Raw genomic sequence first — 25,395 nt, 5'->3', positions numbered from 1 at the left:
GATCGCACTATCAAAAGGAGAGGATCATGACGGAGTTTTCACCCTTGTCTCGGCGCAAGTTTCTGGTAGCAGTCAGCGCAACGGCGGCAGGCTCTATTTTGCTCAAAGGCTGCTTAGGAAATCCTCCTGACACTGCGAGCAGCCCAGCATCTTCGCCAGGTGCCAGCCCCGTTGCGAGCGTGAAGGCCGGCGAAGAGCCAGAAGTGACGACAGCAAAATTGGGCTATCTTCCGATCGTCGAGTCAGCTCCTATCATCATCGCTAAAGAGAAAGGCTTTTTTGCTAAATATGGCATGGTCGATCTGAAGGTCGATAAGCAGGCAAACTGGGGCGCTGCCAGAGATAATGTCAAAATTGGCTCGGCGGGTGGCGGCATTGACGGCGGACAGTGGCAGATGCCTATGCCCTATCTGATTTCAGAAGGGTTGATTACTGACAATACAAAAATCCCTATGTATGTTCTCGCGCAGCTAAACACGCAGGGAAATGGGATTGCGATCGCCAACAAACACATCGGCAAAGGCATCGGATTAAAACTCAACGAACAAGTTGCTTTTTTTAACAACCTCAAGTCAGGCGGCGCTCGATTTAAAGCGGCTTACACGTTTCCTAGATCAAATCAAGATTTCTGGATTCGCTATTGGCTTGCCGCAGGCGGGATCGACCCAGACACAGAAGTGGAATTGCTCACGGTGCCTACCGCGCAAACGGTTGCAGACATGAAGCGCGGCGCGATGGATGCTTTTAGCACCGGAGATCCATGGCCTAATCGCATCGTGGCAGACAAAATAGGATTCGTCGCCGCCTTGACCGCAGAAATCTGGAAAGCACACCCCGAAGAATATTTGGCAATCCGAAAAGATTGGGTTGACAAACACCCAAAAGCAACACGAGCGATTCTCAAAGGAATCATGGAGGCACAACAGTGGTGTGACAATTTTGATAATCGGGCAGAGCTTGCCAAAATCCTGTCGAAGCGAGAATACTTCAACGTGCCAGAGAACGTTCTGTTAGAGCCGCTAATGGGTAAATATAATCTGGGCGAACGCACGATCGATGACAAGTCAATGGCTGTTCTTTATTGGAAAGACAGCAAGGGCAGTGTGTCTTATCCCTATAAGAGCCATGATCTCTGGTTCTTAACCGAAAGCGTGCGCTGGGGCTTTTTGCCCAAAGAAACATTAACCAACGCCAAGACGCTAATCGATCAAGTCAACCGCGAAGATATCTGGAAACAGGCGGCTCAAGAAATGGGCATTGCGGCGGCAGATATTCCCACCAGCACGTCTCGCGGCGTTGAAGAATTCTTCGACGGCATCAAGTTTGATCCGGCAAATCCTCAAGCTTATTTAGACAGCTTGAAGATTAAGAAAGTGTAGTCCGTCTGAAACCCTCAATGCGAATCCTTCTCACCCTTCATCGAACCCGAATTTAGGAGACAGTTCATGACCCTCGCTCAAAAACGCACCCCAACTACTTCTACCCGCAAGCCCGTTAACTCAAAGCTGATGCAGCGGCTGGATGACATCGTTTCGCCGCTGATTGCGCTGATTATTTTGCTCGCTATCTGGCAAGTCTTGGCTTCAATTCCGGGGTTAACGACGCTTCCGACCCCCGTGCGAGTTGTGCAAGAAACCTGGATGCCTCTGATTGCCTATCCCTTCTACAATAACGGCGGCACTGACAAAGGACTGTTTTGGCAGGTCATGTCTAGCTTGCAGCGAGTCGCGATCGGGTATTCTCTCGCCGCGATCGTTGGCATTAGTCTGGGCATTGTCGTCGGTATGAACCAGCGAGTGGCTAAATCCCTTGATCCGATTTTTCAAATTCTGCGAACGGTTCCGCCTTTGGCTTGGGTTCCGATCGCGCTTGCCGCTCTGCAACAAAACCAGCCTTCTGCCATATTTGTTATTTTCATCACTGCGCTCTGGCCCATTCTCATTAACACGGCTGTTGGCGTTAGACAGATTCCTGCTGATTACAACAACGTTGCACAAGTGTTGCAGCTTCCAAAATCAGAGTATTTCTTTAAGATTCTCTTTCCGGCTGCGCTGCCCTATATTTTTACCGGATTGCGGATCTCGATCGGGCTAGCCTGGTTAGCGATCATCGCCGCCGAAATCGTGATGTCTGGCATCGTCGGCATTGGCTTTTTTATCTGGAACGCTTACCAAAACAACCAAGTCAGCGAAATCATTTTGGCACTGGTTTACATCGGTTTGGTGGGCTGGCTACTCGACAAAATGATGGAGCGCCTTCAAATGCTAATTTTGCCGAGCGGCCAACGCTAGAACGATCGTAAGAGGGCCCGGTATGCCATGCCCCTACACCACCTTGCGCCCCTTTTGTATGGACATGGCACTGCCGTGCCCTCTCGCGAATCTGTCACATTTACAAATCGAATTGGTGTAACCTTGCCATGACTCATTTTGTTGCGGTTGAAAACGTTGAAAAAGTGTTTCCCCTTGCCGATGGCGATACCTACATCGCGCTCAAAGGGATTGATTTAGAGATCAAAAAAGGCGAATTTATTTCTCTCATTGGTCACTCTGGTTGCGGCAAATCGACCTTGCTCAACATGATTGCTGGGCTAGACTTGCCCACTGATGGAGTGGTGATGTTAGAAGACGAAGAAGTGCTCAAGCCGGGGCCCGATCGCATGGTCGTGTTTCAAAACTATTCGCTGCTGCCGTGGATGAGCGTTCGGCAAAACATCGAGCTGGCAGTTAAGAATGTTTTGGGACATCTGCCTGCTGCCGAACGCAGTGAAATTATCGAACATCACATCGACATGGTAGGGCTGCGCCACGCGGCAGATAAGCCACCTGATCAACTCTCTGGCGGCATGAAGCAGCGAGTCGCGATCGCCCGTGCCTTTGCCATCAAACCCAAACTTTTGCTGCTCGACGAGCCGTTTGGCGCACTCGATGCCCTGACTCGTGGCAACCTGCAAGAAAAGCTGATGGAAATCTGCGAAGAAAATCACGTCACTACTGTGATGGTGACGCACGATGTTGACGAGGCGATCTTGTTGTCCGATCGCGTCGTCATGCTCACCAACGGGCCCGAATCTAAAATCGGTCAGATTTTAGACATTGAGATTCCTCGACCTCGCAAGCGAATGGAGGTAATTAGTCATCCCAATTACTACAGCTATCGCAGCGAAATTATTTACTTTCTCAATCAGCAAAAGCAAATTAAAAAACTGCGTGCTAGAAAGACGGCCGCTGTAGCGCGTCACGGGTTAGAGAAAATCAATCTAGAGATTGGCTTTGTCCCTCTCGTGGCCTGTGCGCCGTTAGCGATCGCCCAAGAAAAAGGATTCTTTGCTCACCACGGCTTAGACGAAGTGCATCTGGTGCGCGAATCAAGCTGGCGCGGCATTCAGGATGGCATTGCAGGCGGCTATCTCGATGCGGCTCAGATGCCGTCGGGGATGCCCGTTTGGATGACCGTCGGCGGCATGGATGGCAAATCGATTCCGATCGTTAGTGCCCTCACACTCACTCGCAACGGGAATGCGATTACGCTTGATAAACGCTTTTATGATCAGGGCATTCACACGTTAGATGATCTGAAGCGAATGCTGTTAGACACGGCTGATAAACAGCATATCTTCGGTGTAGTGCATCCTGCGTCAATGCACAATTTATTGCTGCGCTATTGGCTGGCAGCAGGTGGAATTAATCCTGATAGTGACATCTCGATTACGACGTTGCCCCCGGCTCAAATGGTCGCTAACCTACAAGCAGGCAGCATTGATGGCTATTGTGTTGGCGAACCGTGGAATATTCGCGCGGCAGTTGAGGGAATTGGCTATACGATCGCCACTGATTTAGAGATCTGGAATGGTCATCCTGGCAAAGTTTTGGGAGTGCGAGAAGATTGGGCAAACGCCTATCCCAACACGCATGTGGCGCTCGTGAAAGCGCTGTTAGAAGCGTGTCGTTATTGCACCGATGAAGCCAATCATGATGAGATTCGCGAAATTCTTTCACGCGGCGAATATTTAAGCTGTGAATTGGACTTCATTCAACTCGGCGACCCTAATAATCGAACCTGCGATCTTCGCCCGTCGCCTAAAGAATATGCTCACCACCAGTTTTATGGGCAAGGGGTCAACCGTCCCAGTCGCACCGAGCATTTGTGGATGATGACGCAGATGGCGCGCTGGGGCGAAATTCCGTTTCCTCGCAACTGGGTCGAGATTTTAGAGCGAGTCAGCAAAGTTAATGTGTTTAGCATTGCTGCACGAGAGTTAGGGCTGTCAGATCTCACTTACAGTCGAGGCGCGATTCAACTATTTGATGGGGTCAACTTTAGTGCCGATGACCCGATCGAATATCTCAACAATCTCAAAATCAAACACGATATTTATATGGCAGAAGTTGCGATCGAGAAACCTCTGGCGCGATCGGCTTAATCGGAGGCGATGTGGCTGTAGGGGCAATCCCCCGTGCCTACCCCTGACGGAGGGCAACCACGGGGGGATTGCCCCTACCTAAATCATCCCGCTATTCAGCACGGCAATATGGAGGGCACGGCAATGTCATGCCCCTACATATTTTTCGTGGATACAAACGTTAACAGCAACGCAAATGGCAATGACTACAGCAATTCAAAATTTACAGGCTGCTGATTCTTCTGCTAATCAGACTCCCTTTCTGGTCGTCGATCGCGTCTCTAAGGTCTATCCTACTAAAGATGGCAGTTACACCGTTCTTAAAGACGTAAACCTCACCGTTCATCAAGGCGAATTTATTTGCGTCATTGGTCACTCTGGCTGCGGTAAATCAACGCTGCTGAATATGGTCAGTGGGTTTTCTCACCCGACTGAGGGGGAAGTACGACTGCAAGGCAAACCGATCATCAAACCGGGGCCCGATCGCATGGTGGTTTTTCAGGGATATGCCCTGTTGCCCTGGCTAAGTGTATTTGAGAATGTCTATTTGGGCGTGAATTCGGTGTATCCCGAAAAGTCTAAAGCTGAGAAAACGCGCATTGTCAAAGAACATCTGGCAATGGTCGGTCTGGCAGACTCAATGGAGAAAAAGCCACCGCAGATTTCGGGCGGCATGAAGCAGCGAGTAGCGATCGCACGGGCGTTAGCGATTCGCCCTGAAGTGCTGATCTTAGATGAACCCTTTGGCGCACTGGATGCCATCACCAAAGAAGAACTGCAAGAAGAACTCCTCAAAATCTGGAACGATCATCGCTGTACGGTTTTGATGATTACCCATGACATTGACGAAGCGTTATTTCTCGCCGATCGCTTAGTGATGATGACCAACGGCCCTGCGGCTGACATTGGCGAAGTGTTAGACATTCCGTTTCGTCGCCCCCGCGATCGGGCGCGGATCATGGAAGCCCCTGAATATTATAAGCTGCGGAACTACGCGTTAGATTTCCTCTATAACCGATTTGCCCACGACGACACCGAATAGTCGTCTTTGCAATGAGTGGGTTCGCGATGGCGTTGCTGATTGGGTCAGTCGGCAGCGCTTTTTTTAGGATCGTGGCTCATGGAAATGAAATTGCTGTAGGGGTCGCGCCCCCGTGCCTACCCCTGACGGAGGGCAACACGGGGGATTGCCCCTACAGCAATGCCCGAAATTACCTCACCCGCCTGGCTGTCGCATCTAATTGAGCGCGAACGGTTTGAGTGGCAATTCCATCGACTCGCAAACCTGCCTGTGTCTGAAACTGCCGCACTGAGGCTTGTGTCACGTCATCATAAAACGGAAAGATCGATAAATTATTTCGCAATACGGTTTTCAAATTATTTCTGAGATTTCTAACCACGATCGCCGCTTTCTCCTGAGTCGGTTGATCGGCTCTCCCAGTTTCTGACAAACCATATCGCTGCTGAAAGTCTCGAATCGCCCGAACAGCAGGCGCATCGTTAAGCGGTTTAGCCGGGTTCACGTCATAGCCTAACCCCAAAAGCACGGCTCGAAAATCAGTTTCGTTATAGAGCGTTCCGATCGGAACCGAACTTACGGGCGGAGCCGTTGGAGCAATCGGAGTCGTGGGTTGCCCCGGCAGCGGAATCGCATCGCTGATAATATCTTGCAGTCTTTGATAGGTTTCCAGTGTGGCAATCCCCGTTTCAGGCAACTTATTTTGGCGCTGAAATAACGCCACCGCATTTTTAGTTTGCGCTCCATAAAACTGGCTGCCAGGTAGCTGCGGGCTAGGCTGCATAGCGCGGTTGAGATTTGTCTGCAAGTCGCTCACCAAACTCGCTGCCTTATCTTGCGTTGGGGCATTTAGAGTGCCATCAACAGGCAACCGATATTGCGTCTGAAAATCTCGAATCGCTTGCTGAACTCTGACATCGATTAACGGAGTCCCTGGCGTGACGGGATACCCGAACCCAAACAGCACCGACACAAACTGGTCAGGCGTATAGTTTTGACTGCGAACTGCCCACGCTGACTGCCCCCCCGCAACCCAAGCAGCAATCACAAGCACAGTCGCGATCGCGCCATTCAATCGATTCAACATCTCACACTTCCCTTAAATCAACCTATAAGAGAATCTACTCGATTCTGGAGCGAATGCAATGCGTAAGTAGCGTTTGCAATTGTTTTTGTCGCTTTTCCCTCCACTCAGGGATTACTCAATGTATTCCACCGAATCAACGCCCTGAGTCCAATCATGACCTACAGTCTGAGAATCGCCGATCTGCCTATGAGCGAACGACCCCGCGAACGGTTGATGGCGCAAGGTTCCAAAATTCTCTCTACAGCAGAACTCATTGCCATCTTATTGGGCACCGGGCAGGGAGCCGGAAAGCTTTCGGCGGTCGGGCTAGGGCAATTTATGTTGCAGGAATTGAGCCAGCACCAGCGCGACCCACTCGGCGTTTTGCGAGAAGTCAGCATTCAAGAATTGACCAAAATTTCGGGGGTTGGCCCAGCGAAAGCAACCACGATTTTAGCCGCGATCGAGCTTGGCAAACGCGTCTATCAATCTCGACCGCCCGAAAAAACCATAATTGATGACCCCGCAGTGGCGGCGGCGGCGTTGAGCAACGATCTCATGTGGCAACCCCAAGAGCGCTTTGCAGTGCTGCTGCTCGACACCAAACACCGTTTAATTGGGACGCAGATCATTACGATCGGCACTGCCACAGAGACCCTCGCCCATCCTCGCGACATTTTTAGAGAAGTGATTCGTCAAGGGGCAACTCGTGTGATCGTTGCCCACAACCACCCATCTGGCAATGTCGAACCCAGCCCTGAAGACATTTCCCTGACTCGCCAACTCCTTGCAGGTGCCCAGTTTCTAGGAATTCCGTTACTAGACCACCTAATTCTAGGTAACGGAAATCATCTTAGTCTGCACCAAACCACCTCTTTGTGGGACGAACTGCCCCAGGAAGCTTAACTGAGATCTTTCACCTGTGGCATCTGGACGATGAGAACCCGTGGTTCATAGCATTGTGCCGCCCTGAACTGAAGAACTGGCGGGGACTCGCTTTTAGTCCGTTGAAACGGACTTGCTACCCTCAGCCCGAACTTCAGTTCAGGGCGGGTCAGCGGGCTGACTAAGAATGCTGCAAGATTTCAGCTAACTTTTAAAGTGATGGAGGGTTTCAGGGATCAAGCTGTTCCCTGAAACCTGGCTAAATTCCCAACAATTCGTCTAATTCATCTAGCGCGTCACACTCATTCGACGAATTCACCTGTCTAAAGGGCACGATCGTCTCTCCTCCGCCTCCAAAGTTGGTTCGACCGTATAAATAATCATCGGCATACTTGCGAAAAACGGCTTCGATCGCGGCTCTCGCATTCTTCAAGCCCCACTCTGAGGCAATCATTTCTGCCTTTTCTAACACGTCTTCGCTGAGTCTCACTTTGTTGTCATACATAGCTGCAATCCTTCATTAATGGGAAATAGACCGCGAACATTTGCAAACTGAGGTTCGGGCATGACCGCAAATAGCTTGCGACCTGCCAACCGCTCCGTAATCAGATGAGAGCTACCACCCGTCACCAAAAACCGCGTCACCCGCGCCATATATGGCGTGTATTGAGCTTTGATAGTCTGAAAGATGCCTTTAAACCACGGGTCGAGATAGTCATCGAGCCACAACGACCAAGACAACCCCGTATCCGCGTAATTGTGTCCAGTTTTAAACCCATCCATGACGATCGCGGGGTCAGCCGTCGTTCCCAAAAGATTTGATAATCGCTTATCAAAACTGATTGCGGTCGCCAGTTCATAAGCTCCGCCGCGATCCATGACGTTTTCGTCAATCACGTCACCTTCGGCATCCATCAAGCGAGTGATCCAGGTGCCACCGCCAATATCCACGACGATCGTATAGCCACTCTCTGCAATCAGCCCTAGCCGCTGCGCGTAGCGGTACGAACCCAAGCCTTCTCGCTCAATCTCAACTTGATCGACCGTCACCCGAAAGGGAATGCCGTTGCGCTTAAACTCGTGTACGCCCATCAGTTGCGATCGCAGAGACTCCTGACTTTTAGCAGGTTCGGGGGTTGAGACATGGAGTTGCAGGTGAAACTGGCAAAGATCTTCGGCGGCTCTGTCTGCTTCTAGACAGGCATAAAGATGCAGCCGTGCCAAGTCAACCTTATTTTCAACCACAGTTTGCTGCTGTCTGCGATATTTATAGGCCTGTGTGCCAAAGTGATAGCGGCTGCCGTCGGGCAACTCAATCAGAGGAGAACTATCGGAGTAGCGCACCGGATCTCGACCCTGCGGAACCTGAAATCGAATGGAGCGAATTGCCTTCGGAACCCCAGTCCCATCCCAAAACTTTAGATCATAATTTCCACCATCTAGCGCCAGCGATCGAGTTGGAGCAGAGCGAACGGGTGATTCCACTTCAGGAGAATCTGGTTGGGCGATCGTCGTTTCTTTTTTAGCTTTTACCTGTCTGGTTTCTACACTGGTCATTGGCTTCTCCTTTATACTGATGCGTGAAGGGCTGCGATTATATGTCCCCGATTGCGTTCAGATTCACCCAGTTAGTACACAGGTACTATAAAAGAATTGAGATGAAGTGTCAACTAATTAGTTTGAGACTCTCTCATGAAGAGCGCTGAGAGTCTTTTGCAGAACACGCGATTAGAAGTGATATAGTAATGAAAGTGTAGAAATAGCTTTTTTAGAAAAGTTTAATAGCTCACACATCCGGGCGATTAGCACAGTGGTAGCGCACTTCCTTCACACGGAAGGGGTCACTGGTTCAAATCCAGTATCGCCCATACGGTTCAAGAATGCAGTTCAAGTGTATCTTTCAGAGCTATTTGTCAGTTTTCTATAGCTCTTGTCAGGGAATAATTCGGAAGGGTTACCTCTCGGATGCTTCGGGCTATTTCCCAAGATTTTGAGGCTATTCTCACTGATAAAAAACTAGTTCTTTAAGGCTCTTGTTAAAGAATAAACAGCAAAGACCGGGTCTCTACACCTATCAGCTAAACCTTGAAGGAGGTAAATCGCCTCTCAAATTCTCTGCATGCGAAGGAAGTGCGCCTTTCTATCCACCATTATTGATACCAGGGTATTCGAGAATTTTGAACGGAGAACGAATGGCTTATTTGACTCGTATAGTCTGTACTCTTAGATAGCTTCAACGCATACTTCAAGAATGAGCTATTTGTCCTAGCTAGGCAGCTTCAGCGTGCAGACAAATTCCACATTAGAGGGACGTGGGTAGGGATAATTGAGACCTGCTCGTTGACTTCTCGTTTTCTTGAGATCTGTCTGCTGATCCTCCGTTAGCTCTTCTCCACCTTGCTGTTTCGCCTTATAATTTGCGAGTTTTTGCGAACCTTCGCAATTTCCTCCGCTCTAGGTTCGGCTCCCTTAGCAGATAAGCGCTTGTGGTCTACTGTACATTTTAAGTAAGGCTGAAGTTTAGAAATCCCGTTCTCTGTGGATTGCCGCCAGATTAAAGCAGCAGATCGAAATGCGAATAAGGTAATCGGATATTTATTCTTATCTGAACTGTACGTTTGCCAATCGTTCAAAAAAACTTGAAAGGTTTGAAGTTGACGGCGATCGCAGCACACCTCAAAAATGTATTCTTTTCGTAGCAACACTCCGGACAGTTTTAGGCGGCGATAGTGCCGTAATCACAAAGGGTTGAGTAGTTGGGATGAGATTTAATCACACTCGGCTCCAAGTCTAGTTGACAATAAATCGTTCGAGTAGATGGTGATTGAGGGCCCGGCGTTTGACGCTTGCCATCGAGAACACCAATGGGTCTTGACCCTGGTGCTGGTGCTGCACGTCGAGCTTCGCCAAATTGAGGGCGGTAAAACTGGTATTGAAATGAACCACTATGCACTTTCAGTGCATAGGTTCCTCAAGGGCTGAAAGCCCAAGTTAACTCATTCGAGTAAGAAAGTGTCGTGATCCTGATTGGACGGGTGCCGATGATGCTCTAAGATACTCCTGTACCAGTTCCTCCATTAAATTTCCCGTACTTGATGCCCCATACCCAATTGCCCAAAAGTGCTTCCCCCAACATCGCTTCTGCAACTCTGGATACTCTTGTTGCAATAACCGTGACCTTCGCCCTTTAATCCGCCGGATTAGATCACTAATACTCTTAGAGGGGGGATACTCTATATGCATATGCACATGATCCTTGCTCACGACCCCTTTCAGGATCTTCACGTCTTCCGCATCACAAATCTGCATAATCAGTTCTCGGCACCGTTTCTGGATCTCCCCTTTGAGCACCGGATATCGATTCTTTGTCACCCACACCAGATCTACCGTTAACCGAGTTACGGTATGACTGCCTCGTCGCTGTTCTGTCATGATGGTTTTTCTCAAACCTACCATGTCACCCCGCTCAAGCCGTCGGGAACTGAGCAGCAACTAAAGTCTCCCACTAAAGTGGGTAGTTTCAACTAGCGTACTGGGACAATGAACTGTTTAAGAAGTGGCAACGATCGCGCTATTCCCTATCTCTAGGGGAATTCGTGAACCTGACTATCTTTCTAGAACGTGAATGGAAGCAGATCGTAGAGGCTAGAAAATACGTGCAACTGGATCTATGGGGAGGTGCAAATGAGTAGAACCTCTGATTGGGTGCCAACGGGCGTAGTTTGTAAAGCATTGGGATTCGGTGACGAGCCTCTCTGGAAACTTCGTCGTGAAGGACTCCTGAAAGAAAATATTTACTGGAGAAACATCGCCCGTCCACAAGCTGCTAGACCGACCTACCGATGGCACCTTAAACGCTGCGAGCAGGCTCTAGAGATTTCTCCTGAGATGAGATAGGGAGCAAGGGGCGATCGCTCCTCAGCATCAGACGTTGCTGAGACGGCTTCTCTATCTGAGTCTGGTTTAGGGGGAAAAGTTGCTCTGAGGTGAAGCCGATTTCCTCTTGCCTTGATGCTGACACCTACGTTTGATGCTTTCAGCCGCCCGTTAGCCTGTGCCAATCTTCCTTCAATCATTTGCCTAAAATGTGACTAAAAAGTAGAGGGTATTGAAGGGTGTTACAGGGTGTCTCAAAACAGCAAAATTCCCGTAACCCCTACTAAATGGGCGTTACGGGATATTCTATTTTATCTAGAAAATGGCTCAAGCGGGATTTGAACCTGCGACCTTGGGCTTATGAGTCCCCTGCTCTAACCACTGAGCTACTGAGCCAAACTTTTTATCGTATTTAATAGAGTACCACAAATGCAGGCTAGAAATCTACATTGATTTCTAGCGGACAAAAATGAGGAGCCATAAAGCTCCTCACAAAAGATAACAAACAGAGGAAATTATCCTCGGAACTGCGGCAGATGAGCAACTGGGTTGACGGCACCCCGGCCTGGGAGGTGAACTTCAAAGTGAGAGTGAGGACCCGTGCTATAGCCTGTGCTCCCCATCTCAGCGATCTGCTGACCTTGAGCAACGGCTTGACCTACCTTTACCAGAATGCGGCTGTTGTGACCATAAAGGGTCACACTTCCGTCAGCATGTTGCACTTCAACCAGGTTGCCGTAGCCGCCATCATTCCATCCTGCAGTGATGACTTTACCAGGGGCTGCAGAAACAACAGGTGTTCCAACCGGAGCCGCGATATCGATTCCTTTGTGCATTCGTCCCCAGCGCCAGCCGTAACCTGATGTCAGCATTCCTTTTGCAGGCCAGATATAGCCATTAAACTTGCCATTATTGCTTGGCAAATATGCGTCTGGTTTGCCCAAAGGGGGCAGACCAGGCGAAACCATTTTGCCCACCGAGGAGCGCACTAGAGGGGCATAGGTTTCTGACCCGGCGGGAGCTATTGCGACAAGTTGAGGCTTGGGCTTAGGGGCATCTGCAACAAGGGCATCCAGCTTAGTTTGAGAGCCAGATGCAGTTTTGCGAGCGCTTTGCAAGCTCCGAAGCTCTGCCTGTAGACTTTCTAAGTTGCGGCTTGGCTTAAACTCTGGGTTGACGCGACGTGCGTTTCTCAAAGACAGCGAAGCAGGAACCGGAGCCTGAGCACGAGCGGGCGTTTGATGTCTAGCCCGAAAACTGACTGGTTTCGACTGGTATTTCTCACGCAGTTTGACAATTTCAGAAACCAGGCTGCTCACGTATTGCTGACTATCATCTTGACGATCGTTCACAGGTGCTTGGCTACCCGTGAAAGAAGACCGCCCCCGCGATCGAGCAGGGTTTAGCGCAAACTGAGAAGCATCCCCGCCAATTCCTAAGGGAATGTCAGCTTGATTAGTGGGTAGAGCCACAGGCGCTGGGCTATTCGCGATCGTCAGGCTGGGCACCGTCGGTAGCGACGCTGAAGCAGCCTTTTTCTCAAGAGGCAGAGATGCTGCCTGCACCGGGGCCGCAGATTGGGGAGCCAAGGCAGATTGGGCTTGAGGAACCTTGATAGACTGGTTGACCTCAAGCAGATTGGGGTTCGTCAGTTGGTTGATTTTAGCTAGCTCTGAGTAGGAGATGCCGTGAGTTTGAGCGATCGCGGTCAGAGTATCTCCTGGGCTGACCTGATAGCTCACTAACCCGACTGCTTCAGGCTTCTGAAGGTCGGCTTGAGCGGGCTTTGATGCGTTCTTAGACTCCTCAGACTTCAACTCCGCCAGACTTAGCTTCAAGCGATCCCGTTGTTGCTTCAGGTTTGCCACTGCAACATCTTGACGAGACTTGAGCAATTGTTGAGCCTCTTGGGGAGCATAAGCCTTTGGCTCACTGGAAGCGACGATGGCAACAGGCTCGGCTGGCGAAATCGCGACCTCACCACTCGATTCTGATTTAGCGATTTCTTGGCTGGCAGGAAATTGAGCAGATTGCCCCTCTCCAGGAACTTCCAAAACCTGCCCCACGTATAGCACAGCGTTAGAGCGCAGTTTGTTTGCGATCGCAAGCCGATTGATGTCAACCTTGTAAAACTTGGCGATCTTCCAGAGCGTCTGACCCTCTTGAACCGTATGCTCAACGGTTGGAATGGTCGAGACAGTCGTTGCAGTGGGAACTTCGGGTGCAGTGGAAATCACTGCAACATCGGGTGAGTTAGAAACGGTTGGAAGAATAGGCTCTGTGGCTACAGGCTCGGCGGCGACTGCGGCATCACCTTGCTGCGGAGCGAGTAGGCTATAAGCACCCATTGAGATGGCAGCAAGCCCAATCATAGCGGCGGAAGTGCGAACCCGGCGGTTTGCATCAGGGAGCGTTTGCTTAGGCTGTTCGGTCAAGGCACCATCGTCGGTGACAGAGAACGGAACAGGATTTGATTCTTGTTGCGGGAATGCTCGTTTCAAAAAACGACCTCCTAAATGACCAGCGTTTAACTGTCCTTGAGCCATTGAATTCACCATTTGTCAGTGATCATTGCTGCTCCGAAAAGCGATCGAGATCACATTCGGTAAATACACTTAGGCAAGATTACCCTGCTTTTTCGATTTAGACAAGTTCACATCATTCAACAAAATTAAACGATCGAGTTGCCTTAAACCGATAACAGATTCTCTTAGCCAATGTCAACTTATCGTGACAGGGAACTGGCAGTCGTCCGACATGGACAAATCCAAACAGGAGTTTAACCTACTCTGCGAAGATTGCAACATCAGAGCAGAGATGACTCGCCAAAAATTCATGTTTAGTCGAGACGCATGAGAATCTGCTCAAAAATGCCTAAACCAATCACAAATTCCTCATCAAGTCAGCATTTATCAGCATGCAATGACCTGAAGTTAGGGCAAAGGTGGCTCAACCATCAACCGTAGAATCATGTAGGCGAGACCAACTTTGAGTGGGAAAGACGAACCTGGCATAAGCTCACGCAATCTCTCTAGAGTGCTTTCCTGTAGGGTTACGAGTCGTCAAGCAGGTAAACCATTTAAGGTCAAAGGCTAAGTTACAGCCCTATTTAGAAGGTTTTTATATTCATATACAAATTTCTTATTGAACCGTTGCAATTCAGTATTCTAGATAACTTATCTAAAGACCTACGGTTATGTTAAGGAAGCGCTTTCTGAGCGAACTATCTTTCAAGGCGAACAGGTGTCATTTCTCCAACACGGCTTTGCCAATAAATAGATACATATATATAGATGCAGTGCTGCTATATATATGCAGTGCTGCTGCCTTTAAGGAAGCTATAAGTCTTTTAGAGTAAAGGCTTAAGCCCTTTTTTCACCCTCCTCATCGAGAAGCCCATCAGCCCTCTTTTCCTACTCTAAATAGCCTAACTGGCGGCGGGCTTCAAACAAACCAACAGCGGCACTGACAGAGAGATTTAAGCTGCGGACGTTAGGCTGATTCATGGGAATGCGAACCACGGTAGAACACAGAGATAACACATCAGGCGGAAGCCCCTGAGTCTCGCTGCCAAATAATAGCCAATCTCCGTCAGCATACTGAAACTGAATATAGCTACAGCTTCCTGAAGTGCTGAAGCCCACCCATCGCCCACCTTGCTGTTGGTGAAATGTCTGAAAGTCTTGCAGAGAGGGATGGTAATGCAGGTTGACATAGGGCCAATAGTCTAGCCCAGCGCGTTTAAGATAGCGATCGCTAATCTCAAACCCTAATGGCCCGACGAGATGCAATTCGGTGCCAGTAGCCGCGCAGGTACGAGCGATGTTGCCCGTATTGGGCGGGATTTGAGGATAAACAAGAACAACTCGGAGCATAGCGGGCAAGATATTTTTGCGTTCAGTAGAAGCTAGATCAGAAAATTAGCGAAACCGCACGAATCATATCTTTTCTTAATCAGCGAGAAAACTGATCTGAATGATTAGATATTTTCATATATGAACGGCATCAGCCTCCAGATAGATTAAAACTGCAATTTTGTGAGAACTCCTTGATTTTACGCAGGATAAAGCCATAGCAGACGCTTCTGCTAATCCGGCCTTTACGTAGGACAATCAATCAGATGGCTGAGTGAGTCCCATTTGATTGACGCGACAGATTTGCAGGAGGACACGGCAGTGCCATGTCCGTGCAGAAAGGGAGCGGCTAAAAATTGATGATCCCGTCAAGACAATCAAGGGTCAGTTGCCAACCTAGAGACAACTGACCCCTGATAAAATGCTCACTCGTGAGGTTTAGCGAAACATGCTGCTGACTGACGTATCTTCATGAATCCGCCAAATGGTTTCGCCTAATAGATTGGCCACCGAGAGAACGGTGAGTTGGGGAAAGCGGTCTGCTTCGGCAACCGGGATCGTGTTTGTCACGATGACTTCTTCAAGGCAACCGCTTGAGAGCCGCTCGATCGCAGGCGGAGAAAACACCGCATGAGTTGCACAGGCGTAGACTTGCCGCGCTCCTTGCTGGCGCAAAATTTTAGCAGCCTCCGTAATCGTGCCCGCCGTGTCGATCATGTCATCGACTAACACGGCAGTTTTGCCGCGCACGTCTCCAATCACATTCATCACTTCTGCAACGTTGTGTGCCTGACGACGCTTATCAATAATTGCCAGAGGCGCGTCATTTAGTTTTTTGGCAAAGGCTCTGGCACGGGCAACCCCACCCACATCGGGCGACACCACCACAATGTCAGGAAGCTGTTTATTGGCTAGATAGTTGATCAAGATGGGTGAACCGTAGACATGATCGAGCGGAATATCAAAATAACCCTGAATTTGAGCAGCGTGCAGATCCATCGCCAGAATGCGACTTGCACCCGCCTGGGTGATCAGGTTAGCCGCCAATTTTGCCGTAATCGATTCACGACCTGCGGTTTTACGATCGGCTCTCGCATAGCCATAATAAGGAATCACTGCCGTAATCTGCCGCGCCGAAGCCCGCCGACAGGCATCGACCATGATCATTAATTCCATCAGATGGTCGTTGACTGGGCGACAAGTCGGCTGAATCAAGTAGACATCGCAGCCTCGAATCGATTCTTGAAGCTGAATATAAAGCTCCCCATCCGCAAACCGTTTTCGCACCATGGGTCCCAAATCCATTCCCAGGTAGCGGGCAACTTCTTGCGAAAGGGCAACATTCGCCGAGCCAGAAAGTAGTCGGAGACGATTATTGTCAGGAACTGCTGGAAAAGCAGCAGGAGCAGTTAACGTTGCAGAACGGATCACACTAAGCCCTCGAACGCGCGTTCATCGCAATCTTATCATTGAGGCTTAGAAACGTCCTCCTGAATCTTGACAATCTACAGTTTTTATTAATGGCAATAAAACTTGAAATAACTTTTGACAAAGACTGAGTCTTTTGTGGAGCCATCGTTCTAGTCGCAGCAATCATCATCTGACAGATGAATAGAGTCATTAGCAGAGCGGCTAATCAGTTTCACAATTAATGAGCCAAACTGAATTTAATATCTTCTACGATCGTTAAACCCAGTCATCAACTGCGACCAAGATTTGTGATGCTTCAAAGAAAAATCTTGGCGAGGACTTTAAGAGAAAACAAATTGATTTTAGTCAACGAATACGCTTCTAAGAATCAGGTATTTAGAAGCCAACAATTAGCCAGTTTGCCGATCGTTAAAGATCACCTATCGATCGTTAGCGCCCAAAAAATCGGCTACTCTGCTAACTTCGTTTGAGTTATCTTGAGATCCCCAAGAAAAAGGAAATATCTCGTATGAGCCTGAAAGACACGATCACTGGAGGCATTCAAGCGGCAATGAAGTCTAAAGATAAAGTGCGGCTAGAAACGTTGCGAAGTATTAAGAAAGGGCTGCTAGAGAAAGAGGTGAGCGTTCGTCCGTTGGGGCAAACTGATCTAACAGAAGCACAGGAAACCGAAGTATTGGTGCAAGTTGCAAAGCAGCGTCGAGACTCGATCGAGCAATACCAAAACGCTGGACGCAGTGATCTGGCCCAGCAAGAAGCGCAAGAGTTGGCGATCGTAGAAGAATTTTTGCCGCAGCAGCTCTCTGACGCTGAAGTTTCTCAGGCGATTGACGACATTATTGCTCAAGTTGGGGCAACCTCTGCAAAAGATATGGGCAAAGTCATGGGTGCCGCCATGCAGCAGTTGAAGGGCAAAACCGACGGCAGAAAAGTTCAAGAATTCGTTAAATCTAAGTTGAGTCGCTAGAGCCTCTACATTATTAGTCGCAATCCGTAGCCTGTGCCCTACAAGCTGTAGCTACTCCCGACCCTGCACTGCCAGAATATGAAGGGGAGTGCAGCGTGTTTTGATTTGGACGGTAAACTTTAGACTGGAATCATCGGGTCAAGTCATTGAGTCAACCGGGTCTGAAACTCAAGATGCCCTCTACCTGTCTAACATTATTGAAACGTGAGTGATTGAATCTACTATGCAAACCGCTATTCCTACCGGAGCTATTTTGCAGAACCGTTATCGCGTCTTGAGCATCTTAGGACAAGGAGGATTCGGTCGGACTTATTTAGCAGAAGATCAGGGACGATTTAACGAACTGTGCGCCCTCAAAGAATTGCTTCCGCCGCAAGACAACGCCTATGCGCTAGACAAATCTAAAGAACTGTTTCAGCGAGAAGCTCAGATTCTCTATCAGATTCAGCATCCGCAAATTCCGCAGTTTAGGGCAACGTTTGAGCAAGACCAGCGATTTTTTCTTGTGCAAGATTATGTCGAGGGCAAAACCTATCGCACCCTCCTCGACGAACGCAAAACTCAGGGCTATGTCTTCTCAGAAGCCGAGGTGATTCAGATTTTGCAGCAGGTGTTGCCAGTGCTGTCCTACATTCACGGTAAGGGCATTATTCATCGTGACATTGCGCCCGATAATATTATGCTGCGGCAGAGCGATCGCCTCCCCGTCTTAATCGATTTTGGCGTAGTCAAAGAACTGGCAACTCGGATTCAGTCTCCCGATACGGTTAGACAATCAACGACCGTCGGCAAGTTGGGCTATGCGCCGACTGAGCAAATGCAGACGGGGCGCGCCTATCCCAACAGTGATCTCTATGCGTTGGCGGTGACTGCCGTAGTGTTGCTCACCGGGCGAGAGCCACAAGAATTGTTTGATGAAACCACGATGACTTGGCGCTGGCAGCGATTAGTCACCGTCACTCCAGGGTTTGGGATGGTGATCAATCGGATGTTGAGCTACCGCACGACCGATCGCTATCAATCTTCTCAAGACGTTCTTCAGGCGCTTCAGTTTCCGCCCAATGTCACGCCAGTGCCGCAAACGCCCCCACCCATTGCCACTCAGCCCCAGCAGCCACCGCCTTCAAGCATGGATACTATGGCGGTGGGGCGACGTGCAGATATCGATCCGACCACCACGCCGACTAATCTCACTCGCTCGGATCCGACGATTCCGACTCGTAGCTCTCTGTGGGATGACCCTTGGGCAGTGGGCGCGATCGGCACCGGGTTAGTGTTGCTAACGGGTCTGGGTTCTTGGACTTTGGTGCGTGCTCTGATGAATCCGTCTACGCCCACGCCCACGCCGAGTCAGACGATCGTCGTGTCTCCTAGCCCAACTACTACGCCGAGCGTTCGTCCGTCGCCGTCTCCTAGCCCCAGCAGTGAGCCTGTCACTTATAAACAGCGTCTTAATCTAGCACCGGGCGAAAATGCATCTAGGAATGGCACGTTGAAAGCCAATGAAACTCTAAACTTTGTGGTGCCAGGGCAACAGGGACAGACGCTGAGTGCGGCGCTATCTAGTGAGGGAGTATTGCTGAGTGTGTTGGCACCCAATCAAAGAGACCCAGTGGACGATCGGGCGAGTCGCGTCTCTCGCTGGGATGGCGAACTGCCATTCACGGGCGATTACACGATTCAACTCAGAACCGTACAAGGAATTTCCAAAACAGACTATAAGCTTGATGTCAATCTACAAGCAGCGCCCGCTCCCGTTCCGCCAACGCCAACCCCAACTCCTTCGCCTAGTGTCACTCCTACCGTTCAAACTGAGCGAGTTAGCTTTCCAGCAGGGCAAACGGGGACGCAGGTCAACGGTCAAACGACTCCATCGGTGATTCGGCGCTATTTGGTGAGTGCCCAACAAGGTCAGACCTTGAGTGTGCAACTCAATTCAGGTGCGGCAACTCTGGCAATTCGCTATCCGAACGGGAGATTAGTAGAAGATTCTTCTGGGGTCGTCAACTGGCAGGGTCAACTGTCTAGAAGCGGTGATTATCAGATTGATGTGATTGCCAGTCAAGACACCGACTTTCAGTTTGATGTCAATATTCGGTAAAGTAGGAGAAGTTTTGAGTAGCTTTGTTTGAACGCATTATTGATTACCGGAACTGACACCGACGTTGGAAAGACCGTTCTAACGAGTGCGCTCGTGGCCTATTGGCAGGCTTATTGCAAACCCCGATCGCTCGGCGTGATGAAACCGCTTCAGACTGGAACGGGCGATCGTGAACTCTACAGTCGTCTTTTCTCGTTGGATCAAACCTTAGAGGAGTTAAACCCACTCTATTTTGAAGCGCCGATCGCGCCTCCCTTAGCGGCTGAAAAAGAAGGGAAGCGCGTCAAACTAGAAAAGGTTTGGCAGAGTTTTGAGGCACTGCGCCAAAAACGAGACTGGGTTTTAGTGGAATCGTTGGGCGGGTTGGGTTCACCAATCACCAGAGAAACCACTGTGGCAGATTTAGCCTGGGATTGGCGGATCGCAACGGTGTTAGTAGTGCCTGTGAAGTTGGGCGCGATCGGGCAAGCAGTTGCCAATGTTGCTTTAGCCCGATCGTGCCGCGTTCATCTCAAGGGCATTGTTCTCAATTGTGTCAAGCCTTGCTCTGAGCAGGAGATTGAAGACTGGGCACCTGCGGACTTGATCGAGTCGCTGACCCATGTTCCTGTTTTAGGACTGATTCCTTTTTTATCTGATCCAACCGATCTGACAAAACTCGCTCAAGTTGCCGCTGACTTAGATTTAGAGAAATTGATGCCAGTGAGTCATTAAGGAACGTGGATTTTTTAAGGGGCAACTTCTCGTACTCAACTAGAGTGTACATAATTTCGTTGATGGCTTCGTTCTCAGCGGCTTCTGCCCCCTAAATCCCCCGTTGATGGGGACTTTGAGCCAAGATTCCCGGTTTCAAAGTCCCCCAGAATGGGGGATTTAGGGGGCGAAGATCTCAGCCAGGACGAATCAAGAGGGTTGATGACAAGGTTGACAGGTTATTTAATCCACGATCCTAAAGGCTAAATTTTACAAGTTAAATCGCCAGCGCGTTGAGTAAATCGGAGATTTTCTCGATAGTCGATCGGGCAGTCAATCACCGCCGGGACATCCTGAGCCAGCGCTTCTTTTAAGGTCGGAATTAAGTCAGCACAGGACTCGATTCGATATCCTTTCAAACCCATACTTTCGGCAAATTTTACAAAATCAGGATTGCCAAATTTAATGAATGAAGAATGTCCAAAATGGTTTTCTTGTTTCCATTCGATCAGCCCATAGCCGCCGTCGTTAAAGATAATCGTGACGAATGCCGTTCCGATTCTGAGCGCAGTTTCTAATTCTTGACAGTTCATCATAAAACCACCGTCGCCCGTGACCGCAACTACTTTATGTTGGGGATGCACCAGCTTGGCAGCGATCGCACCCGGAATTGCAATGCCCATTGCCGCAAACCCATTAGAAATAATGCAAGTGTTGGGACGATGACAGTGATAGTGACGCGCCATCCACATCTTGTGCGCTCCCACGTCTGAAATCACGATATCGTCAGGCCCCATGACTTGCCGCAGATCATAAATCAGCTTTTGCGGCTTGATTGGGAAGCCATCATCACCAGCATATTGAGCATAGTCAGCCCGAATTTCAGCCCGAAGCTCTAACGCATACGGTTCGGGTTTGCCTGCACGATCGACACGATTTAAAATCTCTTGCAGCGCATCTGAGATATTTCCCACCACTTCGGCGATCGGAATATAGCTGCTGTCAATCTGAGCCGGGGTGACACTGATATGCACGATCGGAATATCGGCGTTAGGGTTCCACTTTTTGGGCGAATATTCAATCAAGTCATAGCCGATCGCGATCACCAAATCAGCCTGATCAAAGCCACAGCTAATATAGTCACGTTGCTGTAAACCAACTGCCCATAGCGCTAAAGGATGAGTGTAAGGAATCACGCCTTTGCCCATAAAAGTGTTAGCAACCGGAATATTGAGTTGAGTCGCAAACTTAGTCACCATCTCACTGGCACGATCGCGAATCGCCCCATTCCCCACCAGAATTAACGGATTTTTTGCTTCGGCAATCGCGATCGCGGCTTTCTCAATACTGTGAAACGAAGCGTAGGTTTTTTCGATCGCGCCCGTCGTTAATGGTTTGCCTTCAACGAGCATCGCGGCAATATTTTCAGGCAAATCAATGTGAACAGCACCGGGGTTTTCGGTCTGAGCAATTTTGAATGCCCTCCGCACAATCTCTGAGGTGTTGCTAGGGCGAACGATCTGAGCATTCCATTTAGTGACGGGGGCAAACATCGCCACCAGATCGAGATATTGATGAGACTCGATGTGCATGCGATCGGTGCCAACTTGCCCGGTGATCGCGACGAGTGGGGCCCGATCGAGGTTTGCGTCTGCCACCCCAGTCATCAAATTAGTCGCCCCTGGGCCGAGCGTCGAGAGACACACTCCCGCACATCCGGTCAAGCGCCCATAGACATCTGCCATGAAGGCTGCGCCCTGCTCATGACGAGTGGTGATGAATTGAATAGAGGAATTCTCAAGGGATTCCAAAACGTGAAGATTTTCTTCACCGGGTAGCCCAAAAATGTATTTTACGCCCTCATTTTCTAGGCATCGAATCAATAGTTCAGCCGTGTTCATTTTGCTCCTAGTCTACCTTTCGGGAAAAGCGATTAAGGTGGGTCATGAGATTTGATGAATTGGGACAACTCACGAATCAACAGATTGCGACTTTAGTCGGCGTTGCCCCTTTAGACTACGATAGTGGACGGATGAAAGGGAAACGTTGGGTGTTGGGCGATCGTGCGCCTGTGTTCCTCTACCCGCTTGACTTTTAAGATAATCGCTAAATCCTTTCTTAACATTTTGCAGATGCTCCCTTCTAATTTCTTTCTGGAGTTGAGACGTTTTTTAGTGAAGCAACTTCATGAAGTTCTTAAGTTTGATTTAGAGCGAGAGCATTCTCTCTTAGATGAGTCAGGCTTGAACAATTGAGCTAAATTGTTAGAATTCCTGGCTCGATCGTCGAGCAATAGTCTCGCGAAACTGCATACTCAAGCCGTTTTTCAAAGATATTTTTGCGGCACTGTTCACTCTATTCGGGGCGACTCCTATGACCGATCCAACCGCGACTAGCACCCTCTCATCACCAGGGGTCACGGCTCCTCCAACTTATTCAGGCCCTAAAGAGGTTTTGATCAACAAACCTGTGACGCTGAAAGGCACTTATGACGCAACGCGCATCGCTCAGGTTACGCTGTCTGCCGAAGATAAATTTCCGCTCAATGTCACAACCAGTAACGGAACCTGGCAGGTGACAATGCCCAATGGATTTTCTACGGCAGGATCGCGATGGCTGCGTTTGAAAGGTGTTGATAGCGCGGGTAAAATGATTGAAAATCGGGTTTTTTATATTACGGTGAGCAGTGACCCGCTGACGATCGGGCAATCTTTAACGCTCAAAGTTTTACAAGATACGTTCTTTAAAGCGGCTCCGGCTGATTCATCGACACTCACCGATCAGCAGAAAGTTTTGGTCAAAGCCGGACAGACATTTAGCGTTAATCGCTATGGCTCGATCGATGGTCACGTCAAGCTAGAGTTGGGCGAAACGATTGCTCCGATCGGCAATTTTGGCTATTTCTACGATAGTCACGTTCAACTCAGCAAAGGCACTCAAATCTTTCGCTTTAACCTTGAAGACGTTCCTAATGTCTCGGTGACGGCTCAGTTGGTGATCAACACCACGACGATTCTCAAAGCAAAGTTAGGAGATTCTTCAACCCTCGCCGCCAATCAGAAGATTAATGCAGTGGCGGGACAAACCTACGCCATCACAGGCTATGCGTGTGTGAACGGACATTTTCGCGTCAAGTTGGCTGAACCGATCGCAGGTTTTGGCGACACCGGATTTGTCTATTGGAAATTTGCTCAAGTTAAGCGCAACGGCAAATCGATTCCTTATGACTCAGATGCTTTGACGGTGACAGCGCTCACGCCTACGATTTTCAAAAAGCGTCCCATTGATTCTTCGCAGCTACAAGCTTCAGAGCGAACAAGTTTCACGGCTGGAACATTGTATGGCGTGTCTAGTTATGCGATTCAAGGCGGACATATCAAGGTTTCGCTCACCGAAGAGTTGCCAGGATTTGGCAATACGGGCTTTGTTTTTCCGAGTTTTGTGCAGATGAAACGCGGCGGTAAACCGTTTAATCCGATTCCGCCGACGGTTGAGATTAATGTGCCTTACTTCTCTCAGCGAGATAATCCGCGCTATTACTGGGCAACGTGTAATGTTACCTCGATCGCGATGGTCTTTTACTATTACGGCATTCGCGCTAAAAACGGCGGTCAGCTAGAAGATGAACTCTTGCAGTGGTGTCTCAACAAAGGCGGAGAAGGTGCTCAAACGAATCACAATGTCCTTTCGCAACTGGTTCAGTCCTATGGCTTTAAGCCCAGCTTTAGCGTCAACCGCACCTGGCAAGAAGTTAAAGAAGAACTGACCAATGGTCGTCCTGTCGTTTTATGCGGGCTGTTTACGCACGGGGGACACATTATCACGGCGATCGGGTTTACCTCCCAGGGCTACATTGTGAATGACCCTTGGGGCGATGCGATGTCTGGTTACTCTAACACTGAGGGTCGTAAGCGTCTATATCCTTATAGCTATGTCGATGAAGTGGCTGGCCCGGATGGCGGAGTGTGGGCACACTTTATTTCTAAGTAGCGATCGACGTTCATAGTTTGATGTTAGGGAGCCGCGTGAACATGAAGTACTGGGTTGTGAACCTGCTGTGAGGTAGAGAACTTCACCGGATCTATGCCGACTCCCTAACTTCCTACAGTTGAATCGTAGTTTTGTTGTGTAACTCCTCCACTTGAATGAGTGAACCATCACCCAGAACAATGTTGAATTTCACTAAAGAACGTTCAACTTGATAACCGGGCAACACTCGAACAATTTGATATTCAGTCGTCAAATCACTCATGCCATCCCATTTGAACAATGCCAGTTGATTGGACGCAATCTCACTCAGTTGTGAAACGAAATCTTCAATGCTGTCGCTCACATTCACGAGAATGCCAGGCGAGAGGAAGATGTAACGCTCTTGCAAATCCAAAGTAACATTAACTCGATAACGTTTTTCAATTGAGCAACGTAACTCAACAGTGAACGAAATCGAGCTAGGCACGATCGTCCTAACTCCCATATTTTTGTCCTCTCGGTTAATTCAAAGAGGACAAAAACACTGATTTCTCAGATATTCCGTGTGGGTAAAGAATGTATGCAGGATCTTGATTCCAGCCTTTCAAGATCCCATAGCAAAGCTGACGGTGTACAATCATGAACGCCTCCTGAGTTAGTTGGTGTAACTAGGGATGGAAGTCCTCGGAGTCTGATTGTCCAGATCAGATTTCCGGGGCACAACTCCATCACTGCGATGTATTCTACAGGAGTTTTTTGCTTTTTGGAATGCTAGAAGGTCTAATGGTTATTTCAAGGGTTTCGATCGTGGGATAGCAGGAGTCCGATCGACCCAGCATAATGGCGTGTTCATTTTAAGAGGTAGGGAAGCAGAGTTTTCCCAGTTCTAGAAAGGAAAATTTGAAAGTCCTCGGTATAACTACCCAAATAGAGGAGTTATCCTGTGAAGATTCCGTATAGAACCTTAAAAAGTAGGAGTTATCCGGCTTCCACACGGCATAATTCTCCTATAAAGGGTGTTATGCCGATTGGCAGGAGTCCAAACGGCAGAAATACTAGTTAGACGTGCGACTCGAAGTCGTTCGGGGGAGTTGGAAGGACTTCAAAAGCCCTTCCCTGTCAGTGTTCAGGCA

At 49.2% G+C, this 25,395-nt stretch carries 21 protein-coding genes, 2 tRNA genes and 1 pseudogene; 13 read left to right on the top strand and 11 right to left on the bottom strand.

Annotated elements, in window-relative coordinates; genetic code table 11:
* The first annotated feature begins 26 nt into the window (after positions 1–26).
* From C7B65_RS21950 to C7B65_RS21935, 4 genes are all read left to right on the top strand, one after another.
* Positions 27–1,379 carry a CmpA/NrtA family ABC transporter substrate-binding protein gene (locus C7B65_RS21950; protein ID WP_073074750.1) on the top strand — a complete coding sequence of 451 codons (1,353 nt, stop codon included), beginning with the start codon at positions 27–29 and terminating at the stop codon, positions 1,377–1,379.
* 66 nt (positions 1,380–1,445) lie between these two features.
* A complete protein-coding gene (gene ntrB, locus C7B65_RS21945; RefSeq protein ID WP_073074751.1) occupies positions 1,446–2,291 on the top strand; it encodes a nitrate ABC transporter permease in 846 nt (281 codons plus the stop codon).
* 128 nt (positions 2,292–2,419) lie between these two features.
* Positions 2,420–4,423, top strand: a complete 2,004-nt coding sequence (locus C7B65_RS21940) for an ABC transporter ATP-binding/substrate-binding protein (RefSeq protein WP_073074752.1) — start codon at positions 2,420–2,422, stop codon at positions 4,421–4,423.
* 181 nt (positions 4,424–4,604) lie between these two features.
* On the top strand, positions 4,605–5,444 hold the full coding sequence (locus C7B65_RS21935; RefSeq protein ID WP_073074772.1) for a nitrate ABC transporter ATP-binding protein: 840 nt from the start codon (positions 4,605–4,607) through the stop codon (positions 5,442–5,444).
* A gap of 169 nt (positions 5,445–5,613) precedes the next feature.
* On the opposite strand, the gene C7B65_RS21930 is transcribed toward C7B65_RS21935, so the two are convergent.
* On the bottom strand, positions 5,614–6,507 hold the full coding sequence (locus C7B65_RS21930; protein WP_073074753.1) for a peptidoglycan-binding domain-containing protein: 894 nt from the start codon (positions 6,505–6,507) through the stop codon (positions 5,614–5,616).
* 153 nt (positions 6,508–6,660) lie between these two features.
* On the opposite strand from C7B65_RS21930, the gene radC reads away from it, so the two are divergent.
* Complete coding sequence (gene radC / locus C7B65_RS21925) at positions 6,661–7,392, top strand: RadC family protein (RefSeq protein ID WP_073074754.1); 732 nt, start codon at positions 6,661–6,663, stop codon at positions 7,390–7,392.
* A gap of 238 nt (positions 7,393–7,630) precedes the next feature.
* Here the strand turns inward: radC and C7B65_RS21920 are convergent, their stop codons facing one another.
* Together C7B65_RS21920 and C7B65_RS21915 are read right to left on the bottom strand one after the other, a co-directional pair.
* Positions 7,631–7,876 carry a hypothetical protein gene (locus tag C7B65_RS21920; protein ID WP_073074755.1) on the bottom strand — a complete coding sequence of 82 codons (246 nt, stop codon included), beginning with the start codon at positions 7,874–7,876 and terminating at the stop codon, positions 7,631–7,633.
* A complete protein-coding gene (locus C7B65_RS21915; RefSeq protein WP_073074756.1) occupies positions 7,858–8,928 on the bottom strand; it encodes a ParM/StbA family protein in 1,071 nt (356 codons plus the stop codon). The genes C7B65_RS21920 and C7B65_RS21915 overlap by 19 nt, the downstream gene beginning before the upstream one ends.
* 239 nt (positions 8,929–9,167) lie before the next feature.
* Here C7B65_RS21915 and C7B65_RS21910 point away from each other — a divergent pair.
* Positions 9,168–9,239, top strand: a tRNA-Val gene (locus C7B65_RS21910).
* A 922-nt stretch (positions 9,240–10,161) separates the two neighbouring features.
* On the opposite strand, the gene C7B65_RS21900 is transcribed toward C7B65_RS21910, so the two are convergent.
* On the bottom strand, positions 10,162–10,317 hold the full coding sequence (locus C7B65_RS21900; RefSeq protein ID WP_181314473.1) for a hypothetical protein: 156 nt from the start codon (positions 10,315–10,317) through the stop codon (positions 10,162–10,164).
* A 50-nt stretch (positions 10,318–10,367) separates the two neighbouring features.
* A pseudogene (gene tnpA, locus C7B65_RS21895) lies at positions 10,368–10,803 on the bottom strand (IS200/IS605 family transposase).
* Positions 10,804–11,055: 252 nt separating this feature from the next.
* Here tnpA and C7B65_RS28070 point away from each other — a divergent pair.
* A complete protein-coding gene (locus tag C7B65_RS28070; protein WP_073074757.1) occupies positions 11,056–11,268 on the top strand; it encodes a hypothetical protein in 213 nt (70 codons plus the stop codon).
* A 302-nt stretch (positions 11,269–11,570) separates the two neighbouring features.
* Here the strand turns inward: C7B65_RS28070 and C7B65_RS21885 are convergent.
* The 4 genes from C7B65_RS21885 to C7B65_RS21870 form a co-directional block, all read right to left on the bottom strand.
* Positions 11,571–11,643 (bottom strand) — tRNA-Met (locus C7B65_RS21885).
* A 119-nt stretch (positions 11,644–11,762) separates the two neighbouring features.
* The gene (locus C7B65_RS21880) at positions 11,763–13,748 is read right to left on the bottom strand and encodes a peptidoglycan DD-metalloendopeptidase family protein (protein WP_181314472.1); all 1,986 of its coding nucleotides are present in this window, start codon (positions 13,746–13,748) and stop codon (positions 11,763–11,765) included.
* 912 nt (positions 13,749–14,660) lie between these two features.
* Positions 14,661–15,122 (bottom strand): tRNA (cytidine(34)-2'-O)-methyltransferase, encoded by a 462-nt coding sequence (locus C7B65_RS21875; RefSeq protein ID WP_073074760.1) that lies wholly within the window; start codon positions 15,120–15,122, stop codon positions 14,661–14,663.
* A gap of 417 nt (positions 15,123–15,539) precedes the next feature.
* Complete coding sequence (locus C7B65_RS21870; RefSeq protein ID WP_073074761.1) at positions 15,540–16,532, bottom strand: ribose-phosphate pyrophosphokinase; 993 nt, start codon at positions 16,530–16,532, stop codon at positions 15,540–15,542.
* Positions 16,533–16,867: 335 nt separating this feature from the next.
* Here C7B65_RS21870 and C7B65_RS29375 point away from each other — a divergent pair, with 335 nt between their 5' ends.
* The 4 genes from C7B65_RS29375 to bioD all read left to right on the top strand — a co-directional run bounded on the left by C7B65_RS29375 (position 16,868) and on the right by bioD (position 20,314).
* Complete coding sequence (locus C7B65_RS29375) at positions 16,868–17,002, top strand: hypothetical protein (RefSeq protein WP_262983568.1); 135 nt, start codon at positions 16,868–16,870, stop codon at positions 17,000–17,002.
* A gap of 38 nt (positions 17,003–17,040) precedes the next feature.
* On the top strand, positions 17,041–17,499 hold the full coding sequence (locus C7B65_RS21860) for a GatB/YqeY domain-containing protein (protein ID WP_073074764.1): 459 nt from the start codon (positions 17,041–17,043) through the stop codon (positions 17,497–17,499).
* Positions 17,500–17,722: 223 nt separating this feature from the next.
* Positions 17,723–19,600, top strand: coding sequence for a serine/threonine-protein kinase (locus C7B65_RS21855; protein WP_073074765.1), 1,878 nt, complete (start codon positions 17,723–17,725; stop codon positions 19,598–19,600).
* Positions 19,601–19,627: 27 nt separating this feature from the next.
* Positions 19,628–20,314, top strand: a complete 687-nt coding sequence (gene bioD, locus C7B65_RS21850; protein ID WP_073074766.1) for a dethiobiotin synthase — start codon at positions 19,628–19,630, stop codon at positions 20,312–20,314.
* Between the two features lie 242 nt (positions 20,315–20,556).
* On the opposite strand, the gene C7B65_RS21845 is transcribed toward bioD, so the two are convergent.
* A complete protein-coding gene (locus C7B65_RS21845) occupies positions 20,557–22,194 on the bottom strand; it encodes an acetolactate synthase large subunit (RefSeq protein WP_073074767.1) in 1,638 nt (545 codons plus the stop codon).
* A gap of 44 nt (positions 22,195–22,238) precedes the next feature.
* Here C7B65_RS21845 and C7B65_RS28065 point away from each other — a divergent pair, with 44 nt between their 5' ends.
* Together C7B65_RS28065 and C7B65_RS21840 are read left to right on the top strand one after the other, a co-directional pair.
* Positions 22,239–22,391: a hypothetical protein gene (locus tag C7B65_RS28065; protein ID WP_181314471.1), complete on the top strand. Its 153-nt coding sequence runs from the start codon at positions 22,239–22,241 to the stop codon at positions 22,389–22,391.
* A gap of 275 nt (positions 22,392–22,666) precedes the next feature.
* Positions 22,667–24,283: a C39 family peptidase gene (locus C7B65_RS21840; protein ID WP_073074768.1), complete on the top strand. Its 1,617-nt coding sequence runs from the start codon at positions 22,667–22,669 to the stop codon at positions 24,281–24,283.
* A gap of 112 nt (positions 24,284–24,395) precedes the next feature.
* On the opposite strand, the gene C7B65_RS21835 is transcribed toward C7B65_RS21840, so the two are convergent.
* On the bottom strand, positions 24,396–24,767 hold the full coding sequence (locus C7B65_RS21835; RefSeq protein ID WP_106254127.1) for a hypothetical protein: 372 nt from the start codon (positions 24,765–24,767) through the stop codon (positions 24,396–24,398).
* Between the last annotated feature and the right edge of the window lie 628 nt (positions 24,768–25,395).

Origin of the sequence: Phormidesmis priestleyi ULC007 (genome assembly GCF_003003695.1) — a bacterium.
Classification (GTDB): domain Bacteria; phylum Cyanobacteriota; class Cyanobacteriia; order Leptolyngbyales; family Leptolyngbyaceae; genus Phormidesmis_A; species Phormidesmis_A priestleyi_A.
The sequence above is the reverse complement of the archived record's forward strand: the minus strand, read 5'-3'. Positions and strand labels throughout refer to the sequence as shown.